This is a genomic window from Azonexus sp. IMCC34842 (assembly GCF_050368855.1).
In the GTDB taxonomy this organism is placed as follows: Bacteria; Pseudomonadota; Gammaproteobacteria; order Burkholderiales; family Rhodocyclaceae; genus Azonexus; species Azonexus denitrificans_A.
The window spans coordinates 2,605,473-2,623,307 of record NZ_CP178449.1; the positions used below are offsets into that span (position 1 = coordinate 2,605,473).

The following is a 17,835-nucleotide window of genomic DNA, read 5'->3' on the forward strand; positions in this document are numbered from 1 at the left end:
CCCCTTGCACTGACAGGCTAGGGCTGGTGTCAAAACAGCTGCTTGATGATCGGCAAGCCGTCCGACTAAACGGCGAAGCGGCTGACCGTGCTTTGCATGCCGGTTGCCGTTTCGAGCAATTTCTGGGCGCCGAGCAAGGCTTCGCCGGCCACCGAATTGTTTTCATCCGACAGTCCGGAAATCTTTTCGACATGGGCGCGGATATTCTCGGTCGCCGTGCCCTGCTCCTGTAGCGCCCCGGAAATACTCGCCACTACGGCGACCACCCTGGCCGCGCTGTCGCAGATGTGCTGGATCGCCACGCCGGCCTCGTTGGCCAGCGCCACGCCCTTGTCCACCTGGGTCACACCCGATTCCATGGCCTTCACGGCAGCGTGCATGCCGCCCTGGATGGCCTGGATCATCCCGGCGATTTCCCGGGTTGCCGTGGCCGTGCGCTCGGCCAGCTTGCGCACCTCATCGGCCACCACGGCAAAACCGCGCCCGGATTCGCCGGCCCGCGCCGCTTCGATGGCGGCGTTCAGGGCCAGCAAGTTGGTCTGATCGGCGATGTCGCGAATAACCTGGACGACCGAGGAAATCCGTTCCGACTGGTCGCCCAGCGCCAGGATGTTTTGTGTCGACAGGCGCACGGTGGCGGCGATTTCCTCCATGCTGCTGACGGCATTGCCGATGACCGTCACGCCGCTCTCGCAGGCGTTGCCCGAGGCCACCGAAATGGCATGGGCTTGCGTGGCGTGGTCGACCACCTGCACCATGCTCGCGCTCACCTCTTCGGTGGTGCTCGCCACACCGGCCGTGGACTGGCTCTGCGCCTGCGAGGTCAGCGCCACCTGATCGGCAGCGTTCACCATCAATCGGGCATGCAGCGTCACCTGATCGGCGTTGTTGCGGATTTCCGTCAGCATCTGCCGGAACATCTCGCGCAGATGCTTGATCGAGGCGAGCAGGCTGCTCCGGTCGAGCGGATCGACCTCGATGCGCAGCCCGAGATTGCCGGCCGCGACATGGCGGGTAATTTCGCAGGCATAGCGCGGGTCGCCGCCGAGCAGGCGTTGCAGATTGCGAATCACCGCACCGCCGAGGAGCGCGACGACGAGGGCAATGGCCAGGCCGAAGCCGCCAAGCCACAAGTAGTTGCTGCGGATGATTTCCGCCGCATTGATTTCGTCCTCGGCATTCCGGGCATTGGCCATGATCACCACCTGATCGATCACCGCCCGATGCTGCGCGTAAAGCGCCGCCAGCCTGGGCAGCAGACTCTCGGCGGCGGCATGATTGCCGGCCTGCAAGGCCGGAATGAATTCCTTGTCGCGCAAATCGAGGAAGGCGATGCCCGGCCGGTAGGCATCCTCAACCATCAGGGTTTTCATTTGGCCGGCCGGCAACTGATCGACCCAGACCTTGTGGCGGACCTCGAAATCCTCGCGCAATTGCCGGCTCTTGTCGAACAAGGCAGGCAGGGCCGCGCTCTCGGCACGGAGCATTTCCAGCACGACGAGATAGGACTCGATCAGATACTCGGGCGGCGGCAGGATATCGGCCACCAGATCCTTGCCCTGGACGACCCGCTGGTAGATCGGCCCATTGACCTGCACCTTGCCCAGGCCGTTGTAGACCATCGTTCCGGCAATGCCGAAACCGAGCAGGAAAGCCAGCATCAGCAGCCGCAACTGATGGCTGACCGACAATTCGAAAACCCGGCGAAAAACATTGAGATGGCTGAGCGCCGACTTGCTGACGACAGCACCACCCTGTAGCCGGACGCTGGCCCGGCCTTCCCGGAACTGGCGATACAGCGCGTCGGCCGCCTCGACCTGGGCGCGCGTCGGCTTGGTGCGCATCGAGGTGTAGCCGACCACCTTGCCGCCCTCGTCGATCGGCGCGACGTGGGCATTCACCCAGTAGAAATCGCCATTCCGGCAGCGGTTCTTGACCACGCCGTTCCACGGCTTGCCCCGCTTCAGCGTCGCCCACATGTCGGCGAAGGCCTCGACCGGCATCTCAGGATGACGCACAACATTGTGGTTCTGACCGAGCAATTCCTCTTCGGGAAAGCCGGAGATCCGGATGAAATCGGGATTGACATAGGTGATGACGCCGCGCAGATCGGTCTTGGTGACGATGGTCGCGCCCTCCTCCATCAGGACTTCCTGGCGCGTAATTGGCAGATTCGTTTTCATGGCTTTTTATTGTTGGTCCCTGGCTGGCCCGACGAAAATGCGGCAAGGCTTTGTCGGGTGCGGGCAAAGACGACAAAAAGAGTGGAAAACGGCCTCGTCGGCGTATTAAAAGCAGGAAATACGCCTATTGCCGAGGCGGCCCGTTCCGGGCTATCGTGCCTGGCCGAACCCCTTGCCGCACAAGCCAAGTGATCGACAGCGCGGGGTTCGGAGCGGTACGGAGGGCGATCTACAACCTTGTGCGAAAGACGACAGCACCCGGGCCGGCCGGCAAACGCCCTCTTCCGGCTCAGTTGGCCAAGCTGCCGGCCGCCGCGAAATGGGCGTCGAGACGGGCGATCCAGCCGGCCTGGTCGGCGGGGCTGGCGAAACTCGCCTCGAAACTATTGCGCGCCAGCTGGTACCAGGTAGCCGCATCGAACTGGAAGGCGGCCTGCACCGCCCGGATGTTGTCGTTCAGGTAGCCGCCGAAATAGGCCGGATCGTCGCTGTTCAGCATGACCTTGACGCCCGCGGCAAGCAGCTTGCCGAGCGTGTGTTCAGCCATGCTCGGGAAGACGCACAGCCGGATGTTGGACAGCGGGCAGACGGTCAATGGAATCCCGTCGCGGACCAGCCGGTCGACCAGCGCCAGGTCTTCCAGCGCCCGGACGCCATGATCGATGCGGGCCGCGCCGAGCACATCGAGAGCTTCGCCGATGTAGGCCGGCGGGCCTTCTTCGCCGGCATGGGCGACGACCGGCTTGCCGAGTTCCTGGCAGCGGGCGAACAGGCGGGCGAACTTGCTTGGCGGATGGCCCTTTTCCGAGGAATCGAGGCCGAAACCGTCGATCCGCTCGAGATGGGGTTCGGCCTCGGCCAACGTGACGAAACCCTCTTCCTCGCTGAGGTGACGGAGGAAACAGAGAATCAGGCGGCCGCTGATGCCCCAGCGCTGGCAGCCGAGACGCAAGCCCTCGGCCAGGCCATCGAGCACCGTCACGAAGGGAATGCCGCGGGCGGTATGGGTTTGCGGGTCGAAGAATATTTCGGCGTGCAGCACGTTGTCGGCCGCGGCCCGCTCCAGATAGGCCAGCATCAGGTCGCGAAAATCGTCGGCGGTACGCAGCACGTCGGCACAGGCGTAATAAAGATCGAGAAAGGACTGCAGGCTGTCGAAATCGTAGGCCGCCTTGAGCGCCGCTTCGTCGGCATAGGGCAGCGTCAGGCCGTTGCGGCGGGCCAGCGCGAAGGCCAGTTCGGGCTCCAGCGTGCCTTCGATATGAACGTGCAGTTCGGCCTTGGGCATGCGGCAGGCAAGGTCGAGAACGGAATCGGCAGGGGACGGAGTGATCATCGGCAGGTGCTCGGGATAGGGGTAACGGGGATTGTCGATGGCTCGCCGGCATTGTGCAAACGGCCGGACAACGGCGGGTTCTGGCGGAAGGCCGGACGACCCATGACGTGGGTGGCGGCGACACAGCGTTCGTCGCCGAGGATCATCATCGCGAACAGCTGGTCTTCCAGGCTGTTCCGCCGATCCAGCCGGAATGCCAGTTCCGGCGTCGCGCGTGATTCGAGAACGACGAAGTCGGCTTCCTTGCCGCGCCTGAAGTTGCCGATGAAGGCGTCGAGATGCAGCGCCTGGGCGCCGCCGAGGGTGGCCAGGTACCAGGCCTGGAGCGGCGGCAGCGGGCTGCGATGCAGTTGCGACACCTTGTAGGCGTCGCCCAGCGTGCGGATCAGGCTGAACGAGGTACCGCCGCCGACATCGGTGGCCAGACCGACCTGGATGCCGGCATTCAGCGCCGCATGGTGGTTGAAGAAACCGCTGCCGAGAAACAGGTTGGAAGTCGGGCAAAAGGCGGCGGCCGCCCCGTGTCGGGCCATTTCGGCGATTTCGACGGGGGCCAGGTGAATGCAGTGGCCGTAGATGGTGCGCGGCCCGAGCAGACCGTATTGCGCATAAACGTCGAGGTAGTCGCGGCAATGCGGAAACAGTTCGCCGACCCAGGCGATTTCGTCGGGGTTTTCCGCCAGATGCGACTGGACATGCAGGTCGGGCCGGCTGGCATAGAGTTCGCCGGCCAGCACCAGTTGATCGATGCTTGAGGTCGGCGCGAAGCGCGGCGTGATGCTGTAGCGCAGCCGGCCCTTGCCATGCCAGCGCTCGATCAGGGCCAGGCTGTCGCGTTCGGCAGCGCGCACCGTGTCGAGCAGGTTGGCCGGCGCGTGGCGATCCATCATCACCTTGCCGCACAACATGCGCAGCCGATGCCGCTCGGCCGAGGCCATGAAGGCATCGACCGATTCCGGATGCACCGTGGCGAACACCGAGGCGGTGGTGGTGCCGTGGGCGAGCAGCCGTTCGACGAAATAATCGGCGGTCGTCTGGGCGACCTGCGGGTCGGAAAAACCGCTTTCGACCGGGAAGGTGTAGTCGTTCAACCAGTCGAGCAGTTGCCGGCCGAACGAGGCGATGATGGCCGACTGCGGATAGTGGCAGTGGGTATCGACCAGGCCGGGCAGGACCAGCTTGCCGGAGTAGTCGAAGACTTCGGCGCGGCCCAGTACGGCCGGCGGAATGCGGGCCAGGAGGTCGGCCCAGAGGCCGACATCGGCGATATGGCCGTCCTCGATCCACAGCGCCCCGTCCGGAAAATACTGGTAGCTGTCGGCCGCATCGGCGGCGCCGGGGTCCTTGAGAAAATGCAGGATCTGGCCGTGCACCAGTTGGTAATGCGGTTGGGGCGTATCGTTCATGGCTACTCAGCGATTGCCGTTGACCAGTTGCCGGGCCAGGCGGTTGTGGGTGGCGACCAGCACCGGGAGGTCGAGCGGCAGCAACTGGCCGTCGGCGACCACCGCTTTGCCGTTGATGATCGAATGGCGCACCGCCTGCGGTGTGCAGAAGACCAGCGCGGCGACCGGGTCGTGCACGGCGGCGCCGGCCAGATCGAGACCGCCGGTCGAAAAGGCGACCAGGTCGGCGCTCATGCCCGGGGCCAGGGCGCCGATGTCGTCGCGGCCGAGGACTTTGGCGCCGCCCAGCGTGGCGAGTTCCAGCGCCTGACGGGCGTTCATCGCCGCCTGGCCGTGGCTGACGCGGGCCAGCAACATCGCCTGCCGGGCTTCGCCGAGCAGGTGGGCGGCGTCGTTCGAGGCGCAGCCATCGACGCCGAGGCCGACATGGACGCCGGCGGCGCGCATCGCCGGGATCGGCGCGATGCCGGAAGCCAGGCGCATGTTCGAGCAGGGGCAATGGGCGACGCCGGTGCCAGTACGGGCGAACAAGCCGATGCCCGGCGCGTCGAGCTTGACGCAGTGGGCGTGCCAGACGTCGTGGCCGACCCAGCCGAGCGATTCGGCGTATTCGGCCGGCGTCATGCCGAACTTCTCGCGGCTGTAGGCGACGTCGTTGTCGTTCTCGGCCAGGTGGGTGTGCAACGAGACGCCATGGCTGCGCGCCAGGGCGGCCGACTCGCGCATCAGATCGCGACTGACCGAGAACGGCGAACACGGCGCGACGACGATGCGCTGCATGGCGTGGCGGGCCGGGTCGTGCCAGGTCTCGATCAGGCGCTGCGTGTCTTTCAGGATGCTCGCTTCGCTTTCGACCAGCCGGTCCGGCGGCAGGCCGCCCTGGCTTTCGCCGACGCTCATGCTGCCGCGCGCCGCGTGGAAGCGCATGCCGATGGTCGCGGCGGCCTCGATCGAATCATCGAGCCGGCTGCCGTTCGGGTAAATGTACAGGTGGTCGCTGGAAGTCGTGCAGCCGGAGAGGATCAGCTCGGCCATCGCGGTCAACGTGGAAATCCTGATCATTTCCGGCGTCAGCCCGGCCCAGATCGGGTACAGGCGGCGCAGCCAGCCAAACAGTTCGGCATCCTGGGCGCCGGGGATGACCCGCGTCAGGCTCTGGTACATGTGGTGATGCGTGTTGACCAGGCCGGGCAAGGCGACCGTGCCGGCCAGCGAGATCACCCGGTCGGCGCTGGCCGGCAGTTCGGCACTGCTGCCGACCGCCTCGATCACGCCATCGCGGATGAAGACGCCGCCGCCGACGATTTCGCGGCGGGCGGCGTCCATGGTGACGAGAACGTCGGCGTCTTTCAGTAACAATGTGGTCATGGCAGGAAAGGCTTGCCGAGCGAAGCCGGCAGGTTGAGCTGAAGCAGCCGGCGGTCGCGCGAAATGACGACCAGCACGACGATGGTGGCGAGGTAAGGCAGCGCCGCGAGAAACTGCACCGGCACCGAAATACCCAGGCCCTGGGCGTGGAACTGCAGGATGGTCACGGCGCCGAACAGGTAGGCGCCGAGCATCAGCCGGCTCGGCTTCCAGGTGGCGAAGACGACCAGCGCAACGGCGATCCAGCCGCGCCCGGCGCTCATGTTCTGGACCCACAGCGGGGTATAGACGGTGGACAGGTAAGCCCCGGCGATGCCGGCCATGGCGCCGCCGAAAGCGACAGCGCCGTAGCGGATGCCGAGCACCGGGTAGCCGATCGCATGCGCCGCTTCCGGCGATTCGCCGACCGCCTTGAGCAGCAGGCCGAGGCGGGTTTTGGCCAGGGTCCAGGCAACGCCGGCAAAGGCGATGAAGGAGAGATAGACCACCCAGTCCTGCTTGAAGAAGACCGGGCCAAGCAGCGGGATTTCCGAGAGCAGCGGAATGGCGATCGGCTGCAGGCCGGGCAGGCTGTAGCTGACGTAGTGCTGGCCGATGAAGGCGGAAAGGCCGATGCCGAAGATGGTCAGGGCCAGGCCGCAGGCGGCCTGGTTGGCGGCCAGCGACAGCGCGAAGAAGGCGAAGATCATCGCTGCCGCAGCGCCGGCCAGGGCCCCGGCCGGCAGGCCGGTGACCGCGCCGTAGCCGGTTTCGGCGGCGACCGCAAAACCGGCGATGGCGCCGATCAGCATCATCCCTTCGACGCCGAGATTGATGACGCCGCTGCGCTCGCTGACCAGTTCGCCGAGGCCGGCGAAGATCAGCGGGGTGGCAGCGGCCAGGGTGCCGGCGAAAACCGGGAGCAGGTGTTCGAGCATGGCGTTATCCTCGGGCAGCGGACAGTTGCGGGCGACGCAGGCGGTTGTCGATGAAGGCATCGGCGCCGAGCAGGAAAAACAGCAGCATGCCCTGGAAGATGCCGGTGATGGCGGCCGGCATCTGCAGGCTGACCTGGGCCGCCTCGCCGCCGAGGTAGATCAGCGCCATCAGGCTGCCGGCGAGGACGATGCCGAGCGGATGCAGGCGCCCGAGGTAGGCGACGATGATCGCCGCAAAACCGTAGCCCGGCGAGATGTTGAGGTTCAACTGGCCGACCGGCCCGGCCACTTCGCCGACCCCGGCCAGGCCGGCGGTCAGGCCGGAAATGACCAGGCTGAACCACACCGTGCCCTTGGCCGAGAAACCGGCATAGCGCGCCGCGGCCGGCGCCAGGCCGCCGACCTCCAGCTGGTAGGCGAGGAAGCTCCTGGCATTGAACAGCCAGAAGGCGAGCACCGCGAACAGCGTGATGAAGATCGAGGTATTGACCCGCGAGCCGTCGAGCAGAATGCCGAACAGCGCGTTGTCGGCGAACATGATCGACTGCGGAAAGTTCATGCCCTCCGGATCGCGCCACGGGCCGTTGACCATGTAGGAGAGGATGAAGTTGGCGACGTAGGCCAGCATCAATGTGGTCAGCGTTTCCTCGGCATTGAAACGGGTCTTGAGCAGCGCCGGCAAGGCCCCCCACAAGGCGCCGCCGAGGGCGCCGGCGACGACCATGGCCGGCACCACCCAGGCCGAAGCGCTGCCCTCCATATAAATGGCGACGCCGCCGCCGAACAGCGCGCCGACGATCAGCTGGCCCTCGGCGCCGATGTTGTAGATGCGCGCCTTGAAGCCGATGGCGAGGCCCTGGGCGATCAGGATCAGCGGACAGGCCTTGATCAGCAGTTCGCTCCAGCCGTAGCTGCTGGCCAGCGGCTGAATGAAGAAGACCTCGAAGGAAGCGAGCGGCGGCTTGCCGAGCGCCCAGAACAACACCGAGCCGGCGAGCAGCGTGGCGACGATGGCGATCAGCGGCGCCGTCCAGCGCAGCAACTGCGACGGCTGGGCGCGGGGTTCAAGCAGGTGCATGGCCGGACTCCGTGGGCTGGGCGGTTGCGGTGAACAGGCCGGACATCTGCAGACCGACCGATTCGGCATTGGTCGCCGCCTTGGGCTGGGCGGCGGAAAGCTTGCCGGCAGCCAGCACGGCAATGCGGTCGCTGATCTCGAACAATTCCTCGAGTTCTTCCGAAACGACCAGGATGGCGACGCCGGTGCGCGACAGGTCGAGCAGCGTCTGGCGCAGGAAGGCGGCGGCACCGACATCGACGCCCCAAGTCGGCTGGGCGACGATCATCACCTTCGGCGCGAGCATGATTTCGCGGCCGACGATGAATTTCTGCAAATTGCCGCCGGACAGCGACCGGGCCGCCGACCCCGGCCCGCCGCAGCGTACGTCGAAACGGGCGATGCATTGCTCGGCGAATTCCTTCGCCTTGCGGTAGCTGACCAGGCCCCACTGCTTCATGCCCTGGCGATGCGCCGTGAGCAGCGCGTTGCGGGCCAGCGACTGGGCAGGTACGGCGCCCCGGCCGAGCCGTTCTTCCGGCACGAAAACCAGGCCCTGGGCCCGTCGCCGGCCGGCATCGAGATGGCCGATGGCCTCGCCGGCGAGCCAGATGGCTTCGCGATCAACGGTCGTTTCGCCGGACAGCGCGGCCAGCAGCTCGGCCTGACCGTTGCCGGAAATGCCGGCGATGCCGAGGATTTCGCCGGCATGGACGGTCAGCGAGATGTTTTCCAGCGTCGTGCCGAACGGGTCGTCGGATACCAAGCTGAGGCGGTCGACTTCGAGGACCGGCTTGTGTACGCCGGTGTAGAGCGGCGCCGCGCAGACCGGCAGTTCGCGGCCGATCATCAGGCGGGCCAGGCTGGCCGGCGTCTCGTCGCGCGGAATGGCGGTGCCGGTCACCTTGCCGCCGCGCATGATCGTCGCACGGTCGCACAGAGACTTGATTTCGTGCAGCTTGTGGCTGATGTAGAGAATCGAGACGCCTTCCGAAGCCAGCCGGCGCAGCGTCTCGAACAGTTTCTGCACGGCTTGCGGCGTCAGTACCGAGGTCGGTTCGTCGAGGATCAGCAGTTGCGGGTCCTGCAGCAGGCAGCGGACGATCTCAACCCGCTGCCGTTCGCCGACCGACAGGCTATGCACCATGCGCTGCGGGTCGAGCGGCAGGCCGTAGCGTTCCGACACTTCCTTGACGCGAACCGCCAGCGCCGGCAGGTCGAAAGGCTCGTCGAGCACCAGAGCAATGTTCTCGACCACGCTCAAGGTCTCGAACAGCGAGAAATGCTGGAAGACCATGCCGATACCCAGCTGGCGGGCCTGCGCCGGGTTGGCGATGGCGACCTGGCGGCCGTTCCACATCATCTCGCCGTCGTCGGCCTTGACTGCGCCGTAGATGATCTTCATCAGCGTGCTCTTGCCGGCGCCGTTCTCGCCGAGGATGGCGTGGATTTCACCCGGCTCGACCGACAGGCTGATGTCGTCATTGGCCACAACGGCGGGATAGCGTTTGGTGATATGCAGCAGTTCCAGGCGGGCGCTGGCGCTCATGGTTCCTCCGGCAGGCTGTGGGTATCGGGCAGGCGGCGCTGGCCGGCCTGCCTGATCAGTTGGCGACTGTTCTCGATCTGGTAAAGCTGGGCGGCAACGGCCAGCGCAATGGCCGCCGGTTCCTTGCTGACGATGCCGGGGATGCCGATCGGGCAGGTCAGTTCGGCCAGCCGTTCCGGCGCCAGGCCGCGGTCGCGCAAGCGGTGTTCGAAGGAAGCGCGCTTGCTGTGCGAGCCGATCAGGCCGAAATAGGCGAAATCCTGGCGCTTGAATATTTCCTCGCACAGTGAAAAATCGAGGCTGTGATTGTGCGTCATCACCAGGAAGTAGCTGCCGGCCGGCGCCCTCTTCACTTCGCTTTCCGGAATGTCGGTCAGCACCTGGCGGCAGCCCGCCCCCTCGGCCCCGGCAAAGCCCTCCTCCCGGCTGTCGATCCACGTCAGGCGGGCGCCCAGCGGCTGCAATTGGCGAACCAGCGCGCGCGCCACGTGGCCGGCGCCGAACAGGAAAACCGGGAAGCGCTGGTCGGCGATTTCCTGGCGGAACAGCCAGTAAGTCGGATCGCCGATCAGCCGGGTGCCGGCCCCCGGACTGTCGGTCAGTTGCCAGGCCGAGGCCGCCCCGAAGCGGTCGAGTTGGCGCTCCAGCCGCTGGCCGCCATCGACCGCCAGCCGCCGCATTTGCCACAGTCCCAGACTGGCCGCCGGGATGGTCTCGAAGAGCAGCCAGACCACCCCGCCGCAGCACTGGCCAAGCCGGGCGCCGAGGTTGAAGCGGCACAGTTCGGGCTGGCGACTGCCGGCGGCGAGCAAGCGCCGGGCATGATGGATCGCCTGCCACTCGAGATGGCCGCCGCCTATCGTGTCGCTGCTTCGCTGCTCGCCGACCACCATGCCGGCCCCCGCCTCGCGCGGCGCCGAACCCTGGGTCCGGGCGACGCTGACCAGCACGCAATCCCGACCACTCGCCAGGTGCTGCGGCAGCGCGTGCAACCAGTCGTCGGGCCGGTTCTCGTCCATCACGGCCACCCGGTTTCCCGGCGCTGGCCGTTGGTGATGGCGCGCAGGATCGCTTCCGGCGTCGCCGGCGCGCTCAGTCTGACCTGGCTGCCGGCCGGCAGCGTCGCGCCGACTGCGTCGCGCAGCGCCTGGAAGACCGACAGCGCGAGCATGAAGGGCGGCTCGCCAACCGCCTTGGAGCGGTGGATGCTGTCCTCGACATTGGCGTTGTCGAAGAGGCGGACGTTGAAGACTTCCGGCAGGTCGCTGGCGGTCGGGATCTTGTAGGTCGAGGGCGCATGGCTCATCAGCCGGCCGGCCTGGGTACCCTCGGTTTTCCACCACAATTCCTCGCTGGTCAGCCAGCCCATGCCCTGGATGAAGCCGCCTTCGATCTGGCCGATGTCGAGCGCCGGATTGATCGAGCGGCCGACGTCGTGCAGCACATCGACGCGCAGCACGCGGCTTTCGCCGGTCAGCGTGTCGATGGCGACTTCGCTGCACGAGGCGCCGTAGGCGAAATAGAAGAAGGGCCGGCCAAGCTTGGTGACCGGATCGAAATGGATTTTCGGCGTCTTGTAGAAACCGGCGTCCCAGAGCTGGATGCGCGCCCGGTAGGCGGTCATCACCAGTTCGTGGAAGCTGGCGTCGTAGGCGTCACCGGCCTTGACGCGACCATCGACGAATTGCACGTCTTCGGTCGTAACCTTGCCGTTGCACAGATCGACGACAAAGACGGCGAGTCGCGCCTTGATGTTCAGACAGGCGTTCTGCGAGGCCTTGCCGTTGAGGTCGGCGCCGCTCGACGCGGCGGTCGCCGAGGTGTTGGCGACGCGGCTGGTGTCGGTCGAGGAGAGCCGCACGTCTTCGAGCGGCAGGCCGAACTCCTGGGCGACGATCTGCTTGATCTTGGTGTACAGGCCCTGGCCCATCTCGGTGCCGCCGTGCGAGACGAGCACCGTGCCGTCGGTATAGACATGGACCAGCGCGCCGGCCTGGTTGTAGTGCGTGGCGTTGAAGGAGATGCCGAACTTGATCGGGGTCAGGGCGATACCGCGTTTGATGACCGGGCTGCCCGCGTTGAATTCGGCAATTGCGGCGCGCCGCGCCGCGTAGTCGCAACTGGCGGCAAGTTCGGCGACCAGGGCCGGGGCGACGTTGTCTTCGACGGTCATGCCGTAGGGCGTCGTGCTGCGCGCGCCGGGTTCGACGTCGTAGAAATTGAGTTGCCGGATTTCGAGCGGATCGCGCCCGAGATGGCGAGCGATGTCGTCGAGCACGGTTTCGATGACGAACATGCCCTGCGGCCCGCCGAAGCCGCGGAAAGCGGTGTTCGACACGGTATTGGTCTTGCAGCGCAGGCTCTTCAGCGTCACCGCGTCGAGGTAGTAGGCGTTGTCGATATGGCAGATGGTGCGGTCGTTGACCGGGCCGGACAGGTCGGCCGAATAGCCACAGTTCGAGGCCATCTCCAGCTTCAGGCCGAGCAGGCGACCGGCCTCGTCGAAGGCGGATTCCCAGGCGTACTGGAAACCGTGGCGCTTGCCGGTGGCGATCATGTCGTCGTCGCGGTCGAGGCGCATTTTGACCGGGTTTCCCGTGTTGACCGCCAGGATCGCGGCCAGGCAGGCCCATTGCGCCGACTGCGATTCCTTGCCGCCGAAACCGCCGCCCATGCGCCGAATCTCGACGCTGATCTGGTGCGAGCGCCAACCCAGTGCATGCGAGACGAGCTGCTGCATCTCGGTCGGGTGCTGCGTCGAGCAGATCAGGTGCAGCGTCTGGTCTTCCTTGGGCTGGACGTAGGAAATCTGGCCTTCGAGGTAGAAATGTTCCTGGCCGCCGACGCTGGCCGTGCCGCTCAGGTGGTGCGGCGCAGCGGCAAACGCCGCATCGACCGACCCGCGCTGCATCGCGAAGGGCGGCAGCACCCAGGACTCCGCGGCAATCGCCGCGTCGATGTCGAGGATGGGCGTCTTGCCTTCATATTCCACTTTCGCCAGGCGCACCGCCTGACGGGCCGCGTCGCGCGTCTCGGCGGCGACGGCGAAGATCACCTGGCCGTAGAACTGGATCTCGTCGCCGGCGATGATCGGATCGTCGTGCAGGATCGGCCCGCAATTGTTCTCGCCGGGAATGTCGGCGGCGGTGATCACGCAGCGCACGCCGGGATAGGCGCGCACGGCAGCGAGGTCGAGCTGCTTGATGCGGCCGCGCGCGCAGGTGGACAAGCCGGCCGCCGCGTGCAGCGTGCCGGCCAGTTCCGGCAGGTCGTCGATGTAGGCGGCCTTGCCGCTGACGTGGAGATGGGCGCTCTCGTGCGGCACCGGGCGGCCGATCAGCGATGCCCCGGCGACTGCGGCGCTCATGCCTGCACCGCCGGCCGGATTGGGGCGAGCTGCGCCAGACGCACGGGCGGCGGCGCCTCGCCTTGGTCCGGCCGGGTTTCCAGCCAGAAACGGTGGAGCAGGTTTTTCGCCACGCTCAGCCGATAGGCGCTGCCGGCGCGAACGTCGGCCAGCGGCGCGTAATCTTCGCCGAGCGCCGCCATGGCATGGCGCACGCTGACCAGCGTCCACGGCCGGCCGAGCAGTGCCATTTCGCAGCTGAGCGCCCGTTTCGGGGTCGCCGCCATGCCGCCGAAGGCAAGACGGGCGCGGCGGATCAGACCTTGCGCGTCGACATGCACGGCAAGACCGGCACAGACGGCGGATATATCCTGATCGAGCCGTTTGGCCACCTTGTAGCTGCGAAAGATGCGGCGCAGCGGCGCGAACGGGGCATCGAGCACCAGCCCGCGGACGAACTCGCCGGCCTGCAGCGCGGTCTGCTGGTAGGCGAGATAGAAGTCTTCAAGCGGCATCTCGCGCCGGCTGTCGCCGTGTTGCAGCACGATGCGGGTACCGAGCGCGATCAGCGCCGGCATCGAATCGCCGATCGGCGAGCCGTTGGCGACATTGCCGCCGAGCGTCCCGGCGTTCTTGACCGGGGTCGAGGCGAAGCGCCGGGCCAGTTCGGCCCATTGCGGCTCGAAGGCGGTGAGCGCGGCGAAGGCATCGGTCAGCGTGACGCCGGCGCCGATTTCCAGACGGCTGGCGCCGACGCTGATGGTTTTCAGTTCGGCCACCGCGCCGAGCTGGATGATTTCGCCGAGATCGCGCCCCTGCTTGGTGACCCACAGGCCGACGTCGGTGCCGCCGGCGACCAGCCGGGCGGCCGGCCGGGCGAGACGGAGGGCGGCCAGTTCGGCCAGGCTGCGCGGGCTGTGGCTGCGTCGGCCGGCCGCCTGGTAGTCGAGCGGCGGCAGCTTGGCCATCTGTTGCAGCGCGGCGATCACCGGCTGCCGCGCGAGGTTCTGCCGGGGCAGCGCGTAGGCGTCGCGCGTCGCATCGATAATCGGCCGGTAGCCGGTGCAGCGGCACAGGTTGCCCGACAGCGTATGGTCGATTTCATCGCGCTCGGGGCAACTAGTCTGGTTTTCGTAGAGCGCGAACAGCGACATCGCGAAACCCGGCGTGCAGAAGCCGCATTGCGAACCGTGCCGGTCGACCAGCGCCTGCTGCACCGGGTGGAGCCGGTCGGCGGCCGGCGCCAGGTCTTCGACGGTGAACAAAGCCTTGCCGTCGAGCGAAGGCAGGAACTGGATGCAGGAATTGACGGCACGCAGGCGCAATTCCTGCTGGCCATCGGCCCCGACCAGTTCGCCGACGACGACGGTGCAGGCGCCGCAATCGCCCTCGGCGCAGCCTTCCTTGGTGCCGGTCTGTTGGCGGTCTTCACGCAGATGCTGGAGCACGGTGCGGGTCGGCGAGGCGCCATCGACCTGCTGGATTGCGCCGCGAAAATAGAAGTGGATTGGACGTTCGGCCATGATCAAAAATGCGTCGAATTGCGATGCTTCAAAGTAGCACGGCTCCCCGGCGGGGTTGATCAGTGGCCAGCGATAAGGATTATTTGCGCTGGCTTATGGCCGCTGCCAGAAGCCGGCATGCGGCGCCGCCGCCTGGTCTTCGAGACAGGGGCCGGTGACGGCGACCGGGCGCTGGCCACGGGCGAAGACCTCGCGACAGGGCAAGGCGAAGGTCGGGTTTTCCGGATGGTCGCCGGTCAGCGAGAGCAGCCGATGTTCGGACAGGGCATAGACGACGCGGCCGATGCCGCACCAATAGATCGCCCCGGCACACATGGCGCAGGGTTCGGCGCTCGAATACAGCGTCGCCCCGGCCAGTTCATCCGGCGTCAGGCGGCGGGCGGCCAGCCCGGCGGCGACCAGTTCGGCATGGCGGGTCGGGTCGCCGTCCGGCGGCAGCGAGTCGTTGCCGGCTTCGGCGACGATGTGGCCGGCGGCGTCGACGACCAGCGCGGCAAACGGGTGCTTGCCGGCGGCGCGGACCTGACCGGAAAGTTCGATGCTGCGCTGCAGAAAAAACAGGTCCGTGGCGGACAGGATTTGGCTCATGGCGGACTCCTTGAAGGTCGGCAATTATCGCGGCCGGCCGGGGCCGGCCATAGCAGCATTGAGGAATACTGGTCATAACGCCGGCGGGATGGGTCTGGCGGTTGGCGATTGCTACAGTGCAGCAACCAACCCCCTCACCCCTCCAAGGAGAACCACGCATGCTGCTCTCTCGCCTCAAGACCCTGACTGCCGTCGCGGCGCTGGCTGTTGCCAGCCTGACCGGCGCCCAGGCGGCCGACCCGCTGAAGGCCGGTTTCGTCTACATCGGCCCAACCGGCGACCACGGCTGGACTTATTCGCATGACGAAGGCCGCAAGCTGCTGGAAAGCCAGTCGGCCGGCCAGGTGAAGACCACCTTCGTCGAGAATGTGCCGGAAACGGCAGACGCCGAGCGGGTCTTCCGCGATCTGGCGCAGAAGGGCAACAAGGTGGTCTTCGGCACCTCCTTCGGCTACATGAACCAGATGACCAAGGTCGCCAAGGCCTTCCCCAACACCGTCTTCATGCACGCCACCGGCTACAAGACGGCGGCCAATCTCGGCGTCTATGACGTCCGGACCTACGAAGGCGCCTACATGCTCGGCGTCGTCGCCGGCAAGATGAGCAAGGGCAACAAGCTGGGCGTCGTCGCTTCGATTCCCATCCCGGAAGTCATCCGCAACATCAACGCTTTCACGATCGGGGCGCGCAGCGTCAATCCGGCGATCACCACCCGCGCCATCTGGGTCAATAGCTGGTTCGATCCGGGCAAGGAACGCGAAGCCGCGCTGGCGCTGATCGCCCAGGGTTGCGACGTGCTGATGCAGAACACCGATTCGCCGGCCGTCGTCCAGGCCGCCCAGGAAAAAGGTGTGCTCGCCTTCGGCTGGGACTCCGACATGAGCAAGTTCGGCGGCAAGGCCCACCTGGCGGCATCGGTGCTCAACTGGGGCGTGATCTACAAGAAGACCGTCGATGAAGTGCAGGCCGGCACCTGGAAGAGTGGCGACCTGTGGTGGGGCGTCAAGGAAGGTGCGGTCAATATCGAGAGCTTCGGCTCGGTCGTGCCGGCGGAGGTGAAGAAACTGGCCGAACAGCGGCGGGACGACATCAAGTCCGGCAAGCTCCACCCGTTCACCGGGCCGCTCAAGGACCAGGCCGGCAAGGAGCTGCTCGCGGCCGGCAAGAGCTATGCCGACGGTGAGTTGAAGAAGATGAATTTCTACGTCGAAGGCGTCGACGGAGCGATTCCCAAGTAAGCCGTCGGCTGTGCGGCCATCAAAGCGCCCTGCGGGGCGCTTTTTTTCGTCCGGATGCCCAGCCTTGCCCGGCTGGCTCAGCCCGGCGCGCGGCCGGAGAAGTGCTTCGCCGGACAAGACGGCCGGCATGCGATGCGTGATAATCACGACATCGAACATGTCAGGGCAATTCAACTGCTGGTCAATGGCTGAAACTATCCGTCGTTCCGTAATACTATTTTGCTGTCTGCTGCTGATCCCGATTGCCGGATGGGCCGAAAGCATCGTTTTCCTGAATCCGGGCAAGTCGACCGAGGAATTCTGGGTCAGCGTCAGCCGTTTCATGCAGTCGGCGGCCAGCGATCTCCATGTCGATCTCGACATCCTGTATGCCGAACGCGATGCCACCAAGATGGTCGCCAACGCCCGTTCGGTGCTCGAGCGGGCACGGCAGCCGGATTACCTGATCGTCGTCAACGAAAAGCAGGTGGCGCCCGAGATCCTGAAAATGACCGCGGGTTCGGGCATCAAGGTGTTCCTGCTGCTCAATTCGATCAGCGCCGAGCAGAAGCAGGCCCTGGAAAGCGCCGGGGTTTCGTTGAGCCATCTGGTCGGCAGCCTGGTGCCCAACAACGAGGATGCCGGCTATCGCATGGCCAAGGCACTCTTTAACGAGGCGCAGCGCGCCCTGCCGGCGCGGCCGGACGGCAGCCGCCAACTGATCGCCATTGCCGGCGACAAGGCAACGCCTGCCTCGCTGGAGCGCGAAGCCGGATTGCGCCGGGCGCTGGCTGAACATCCGGAAATCCAGCTGACCCAGATCGTCTATGGCGAGTGGAACCAGCAACGGGCCCAGGCGCAGACCGACATCCTGCTGACGCGCTACCCGGAAGCCCGTCTGGTCTGGGCGGCCAACGATCTGATGGCCTTCGGCGCGATCCAGGCCGCCGAGGCGAAAAATCTGCTGCCCGGCAAGAACATCCTGTTCGCCGGCCTGAACAATTCGCGGCAGGCGATGCAGGACCGGCTGAGCGGCCGCCTCAGCGTTCTTGCGGCCGGGCATTTCACGGCCGGCGGCTGGGCCGTGGTGATGATTCACGATGTCCACGCCGGCAAGGACCTCGACAAGGCCGGCGGCCGGGATCGGCGCGATCCGCTGTTTGCCATCATCGACGCCCGTCAGGCCAAGCAGTTCATCGAGCGCTTTGACGACCAGCGCATTCCCCAGGTCGACTTCCGGCAATTCAGTCTGGTGCATGCGCCGAAGTCCCGCGACTATCACTTCTCGTTGTTACCCCTGCTCAAATGATCGCCGCCCCGTCGCTACAGCGCAGAATCCTCCGCC

At 66.2% G+C, this 17,835-nt stretch carries 13 protein-coding genes; 2 read left to right on the plus strand and 11 right to left on the minus strand.

All coding sequences use genetic code 11. The features are described from left to right. Positions 1-65: 65 nt before the first annotated feature. The 11 genes from ACLIKD_RS12365 to ACLIKD_RS12415 all read right to left on the minus strand — a co-directional run bounded on the left by ACLIKD_RS12365 (position 66) and on the right by ACLIKD_RS12415 (position 15,273). A complete protein-coding gene (locus ACLIKD_RS12365) occupies positions 66-2,183 on the minus strand; it encodes a methyl-accepting chemotaxis protein (RefSeq protein WP_428825302.1) in 2,118 nt (705 codons plus the stop codon). Between the two features lie 289 nt (positions 2,184-2,472). Next, positions 2,473-3,519: an adenosine deaminase gene (locus tag ACLIKD_RS12370; protein WP_428825303.1), complete on the minus strand. Its 1,047-nt coding sequence runs from the start codon at positions 3,517-3,519 to the stop codon at positions 2,473-2,475. After that, the gene (gene guaD / locus ACLIKD_RS12375) at positions 3,516-4,925 is read right to left on the minus strand and encodes a guanine deaminase (protein WP_428825304.1); all 1,410 of its coding nucleotides are present in this window, start codon (positions 4,923-4,925) and stop codon (positions 3,516-3,518) included. Before guaD ends, ACLIKD_RS12370 begins: the two co-directional genes overlap by 4 nt. A 6-nt stretch (positions 4,926-4,931) precedes the next feature. Beyond that, positions 4,932-6,293: an 8-oxoguanine deaminase gene (locus tag ACLIKD_RS12380; RefSeq protein ID WP_428825305.1), complete on the minus strand. Its 1,362-nt coding sequence runs from the start codon at positions 6,291-6,293 to the stop codon at positions 4,932-4,934. Continuing rightward, complete coding sequence (locus ACLIKD_RS12385) at positions 6,290-7,270, minus strand: ABC transporter permease (protein ID WP_428825306.1); 981 nt, start codon at positions 7,268-7,270, stop codon at positions 6,290-6,292. The genes ACLIKD_RS12380 and ACLIKD_RS12385 overlap by 4 nt, the downstream gene beginning before the upstream one ends. Beyond that, the gene (locus ACLIKD_RS12390; protein WP_428825307.1) at positions 7,215-8,288 is read right to left on the minus strand and encodes an ABC transporter permease; all 1,074 of its coding nucleotides are present in this window, start codon (positions 8,286-8,288) and stop codon (positions 7,215-7,217) included. The genes ACLIKD_RS12385 and ACLIKD_RS12390 overlap by 56 nt, the downstream gene beginning before the upstream one ends. Continuing rightward, positions 8,275-9,816, minus strand: coding sequence for an ABC transporter ATP-binding protein (locus tag ACLIKD_RS12395; RefSeq protein ID WP_428825308.1), 1,542 nt, complete (start codon positions 9,814-9,816; stop codon positions 8,275-8,277). The genes ACLIKD_RS12390 and ACLIKD_RS12395 overlap by 14 nt, the downstream gene beginning before the upstream one ends. Then, complete coding sequence (xdhC, locus tag ACLIKD_RS12400) at positions 9,813-10,835, minus strand: xanthine dehydrogenase accessory protein XdhC (RefSeq protein WP_428825309.1); 1,023 nt, start codon at positions 10,833-10,835, stop codon at positions 9,813-9,815. The genes ACLIKD_RS12395 and xdhC overlap by 4 nt, the downstream gene beginning before the upstream one ends. Then, positions 10,835-13,183, minus strand: a complete 2,349-nt coding sequence (gene xdhB, locus ACLIKD_RS12405) for a xanthine dehydrogenase molybdopterin binding subunit (protein ID WP_428825310.1) — start codon at positions 13,181-13,183, stop codon at positions 10,835-10,837. The genes xdhC and xdhB overlap by 1 nt, the downstream gene beginning before the upstream one ends. Next, entirely contained in the window at positions 13,180-14,685 is a 1,506-nt protein-coding gene (gene xdhA / locus ACLIKD_RS12410) for a xanthine dehydrogenase small subunit (RefSeq protein WP_428825311.1), read from the minus strand. The genes xdhB and xdhA overlap by 4 nt, the downstream gene beginning before the upstream one ends. A gap of 93 nt (positions 14,686-14,778) precedes the next feature. Then, positions 14,779-15,273: a nucleoside deaminase gene (locus tag ACLIKD_RS12415; protein ID WP_428825312.1), complete on the minus strand. Its 495-nt coding sequence runs from the start codon at positions 15,271-15,273 to the stop codon at positions 14,779-14,781. 158 nt (positions 15,274-15,431) lie between these two features. On the opposite strand from ACLIKD_RS12415, the gene ACLIKD_RS12420 reads away from it, so the two are divergent. Both ACLIKD_RS12420 and ACLIKD_RS12425 read left to right on the plus strand, forming a co-directional pair. Further along, positions 15,432-16,511: a BMP family ABC transporter substrate-binding protein gene (locus ACLIKD_RS12420; protein ID WP_428825313.1), complete on the plus strand. Its 1,080-nt coding sequence runs from the start codon at positions 15,432-15,434 to the stop codon at positions 16,509-16,511. A gap of 184 nt (positions 16,512-16,695) precedes the next feature. Continuing rightward, positions 16,696-17,799 carry an ABC transporter substrate-binding protein gene (locus ACLIKD_RS12425; RefSeq protein ID WP_428825314.1) on the plus strand — a complete coding sequence of 368 codons (1,104 nt, stop codon included), beginning with the start codon at positions 16,696-16,698 and terminating at the stop codon, positions 17,797-17,799. Positions 17,800-17,835: the final 36 nt, after the last annotated feature.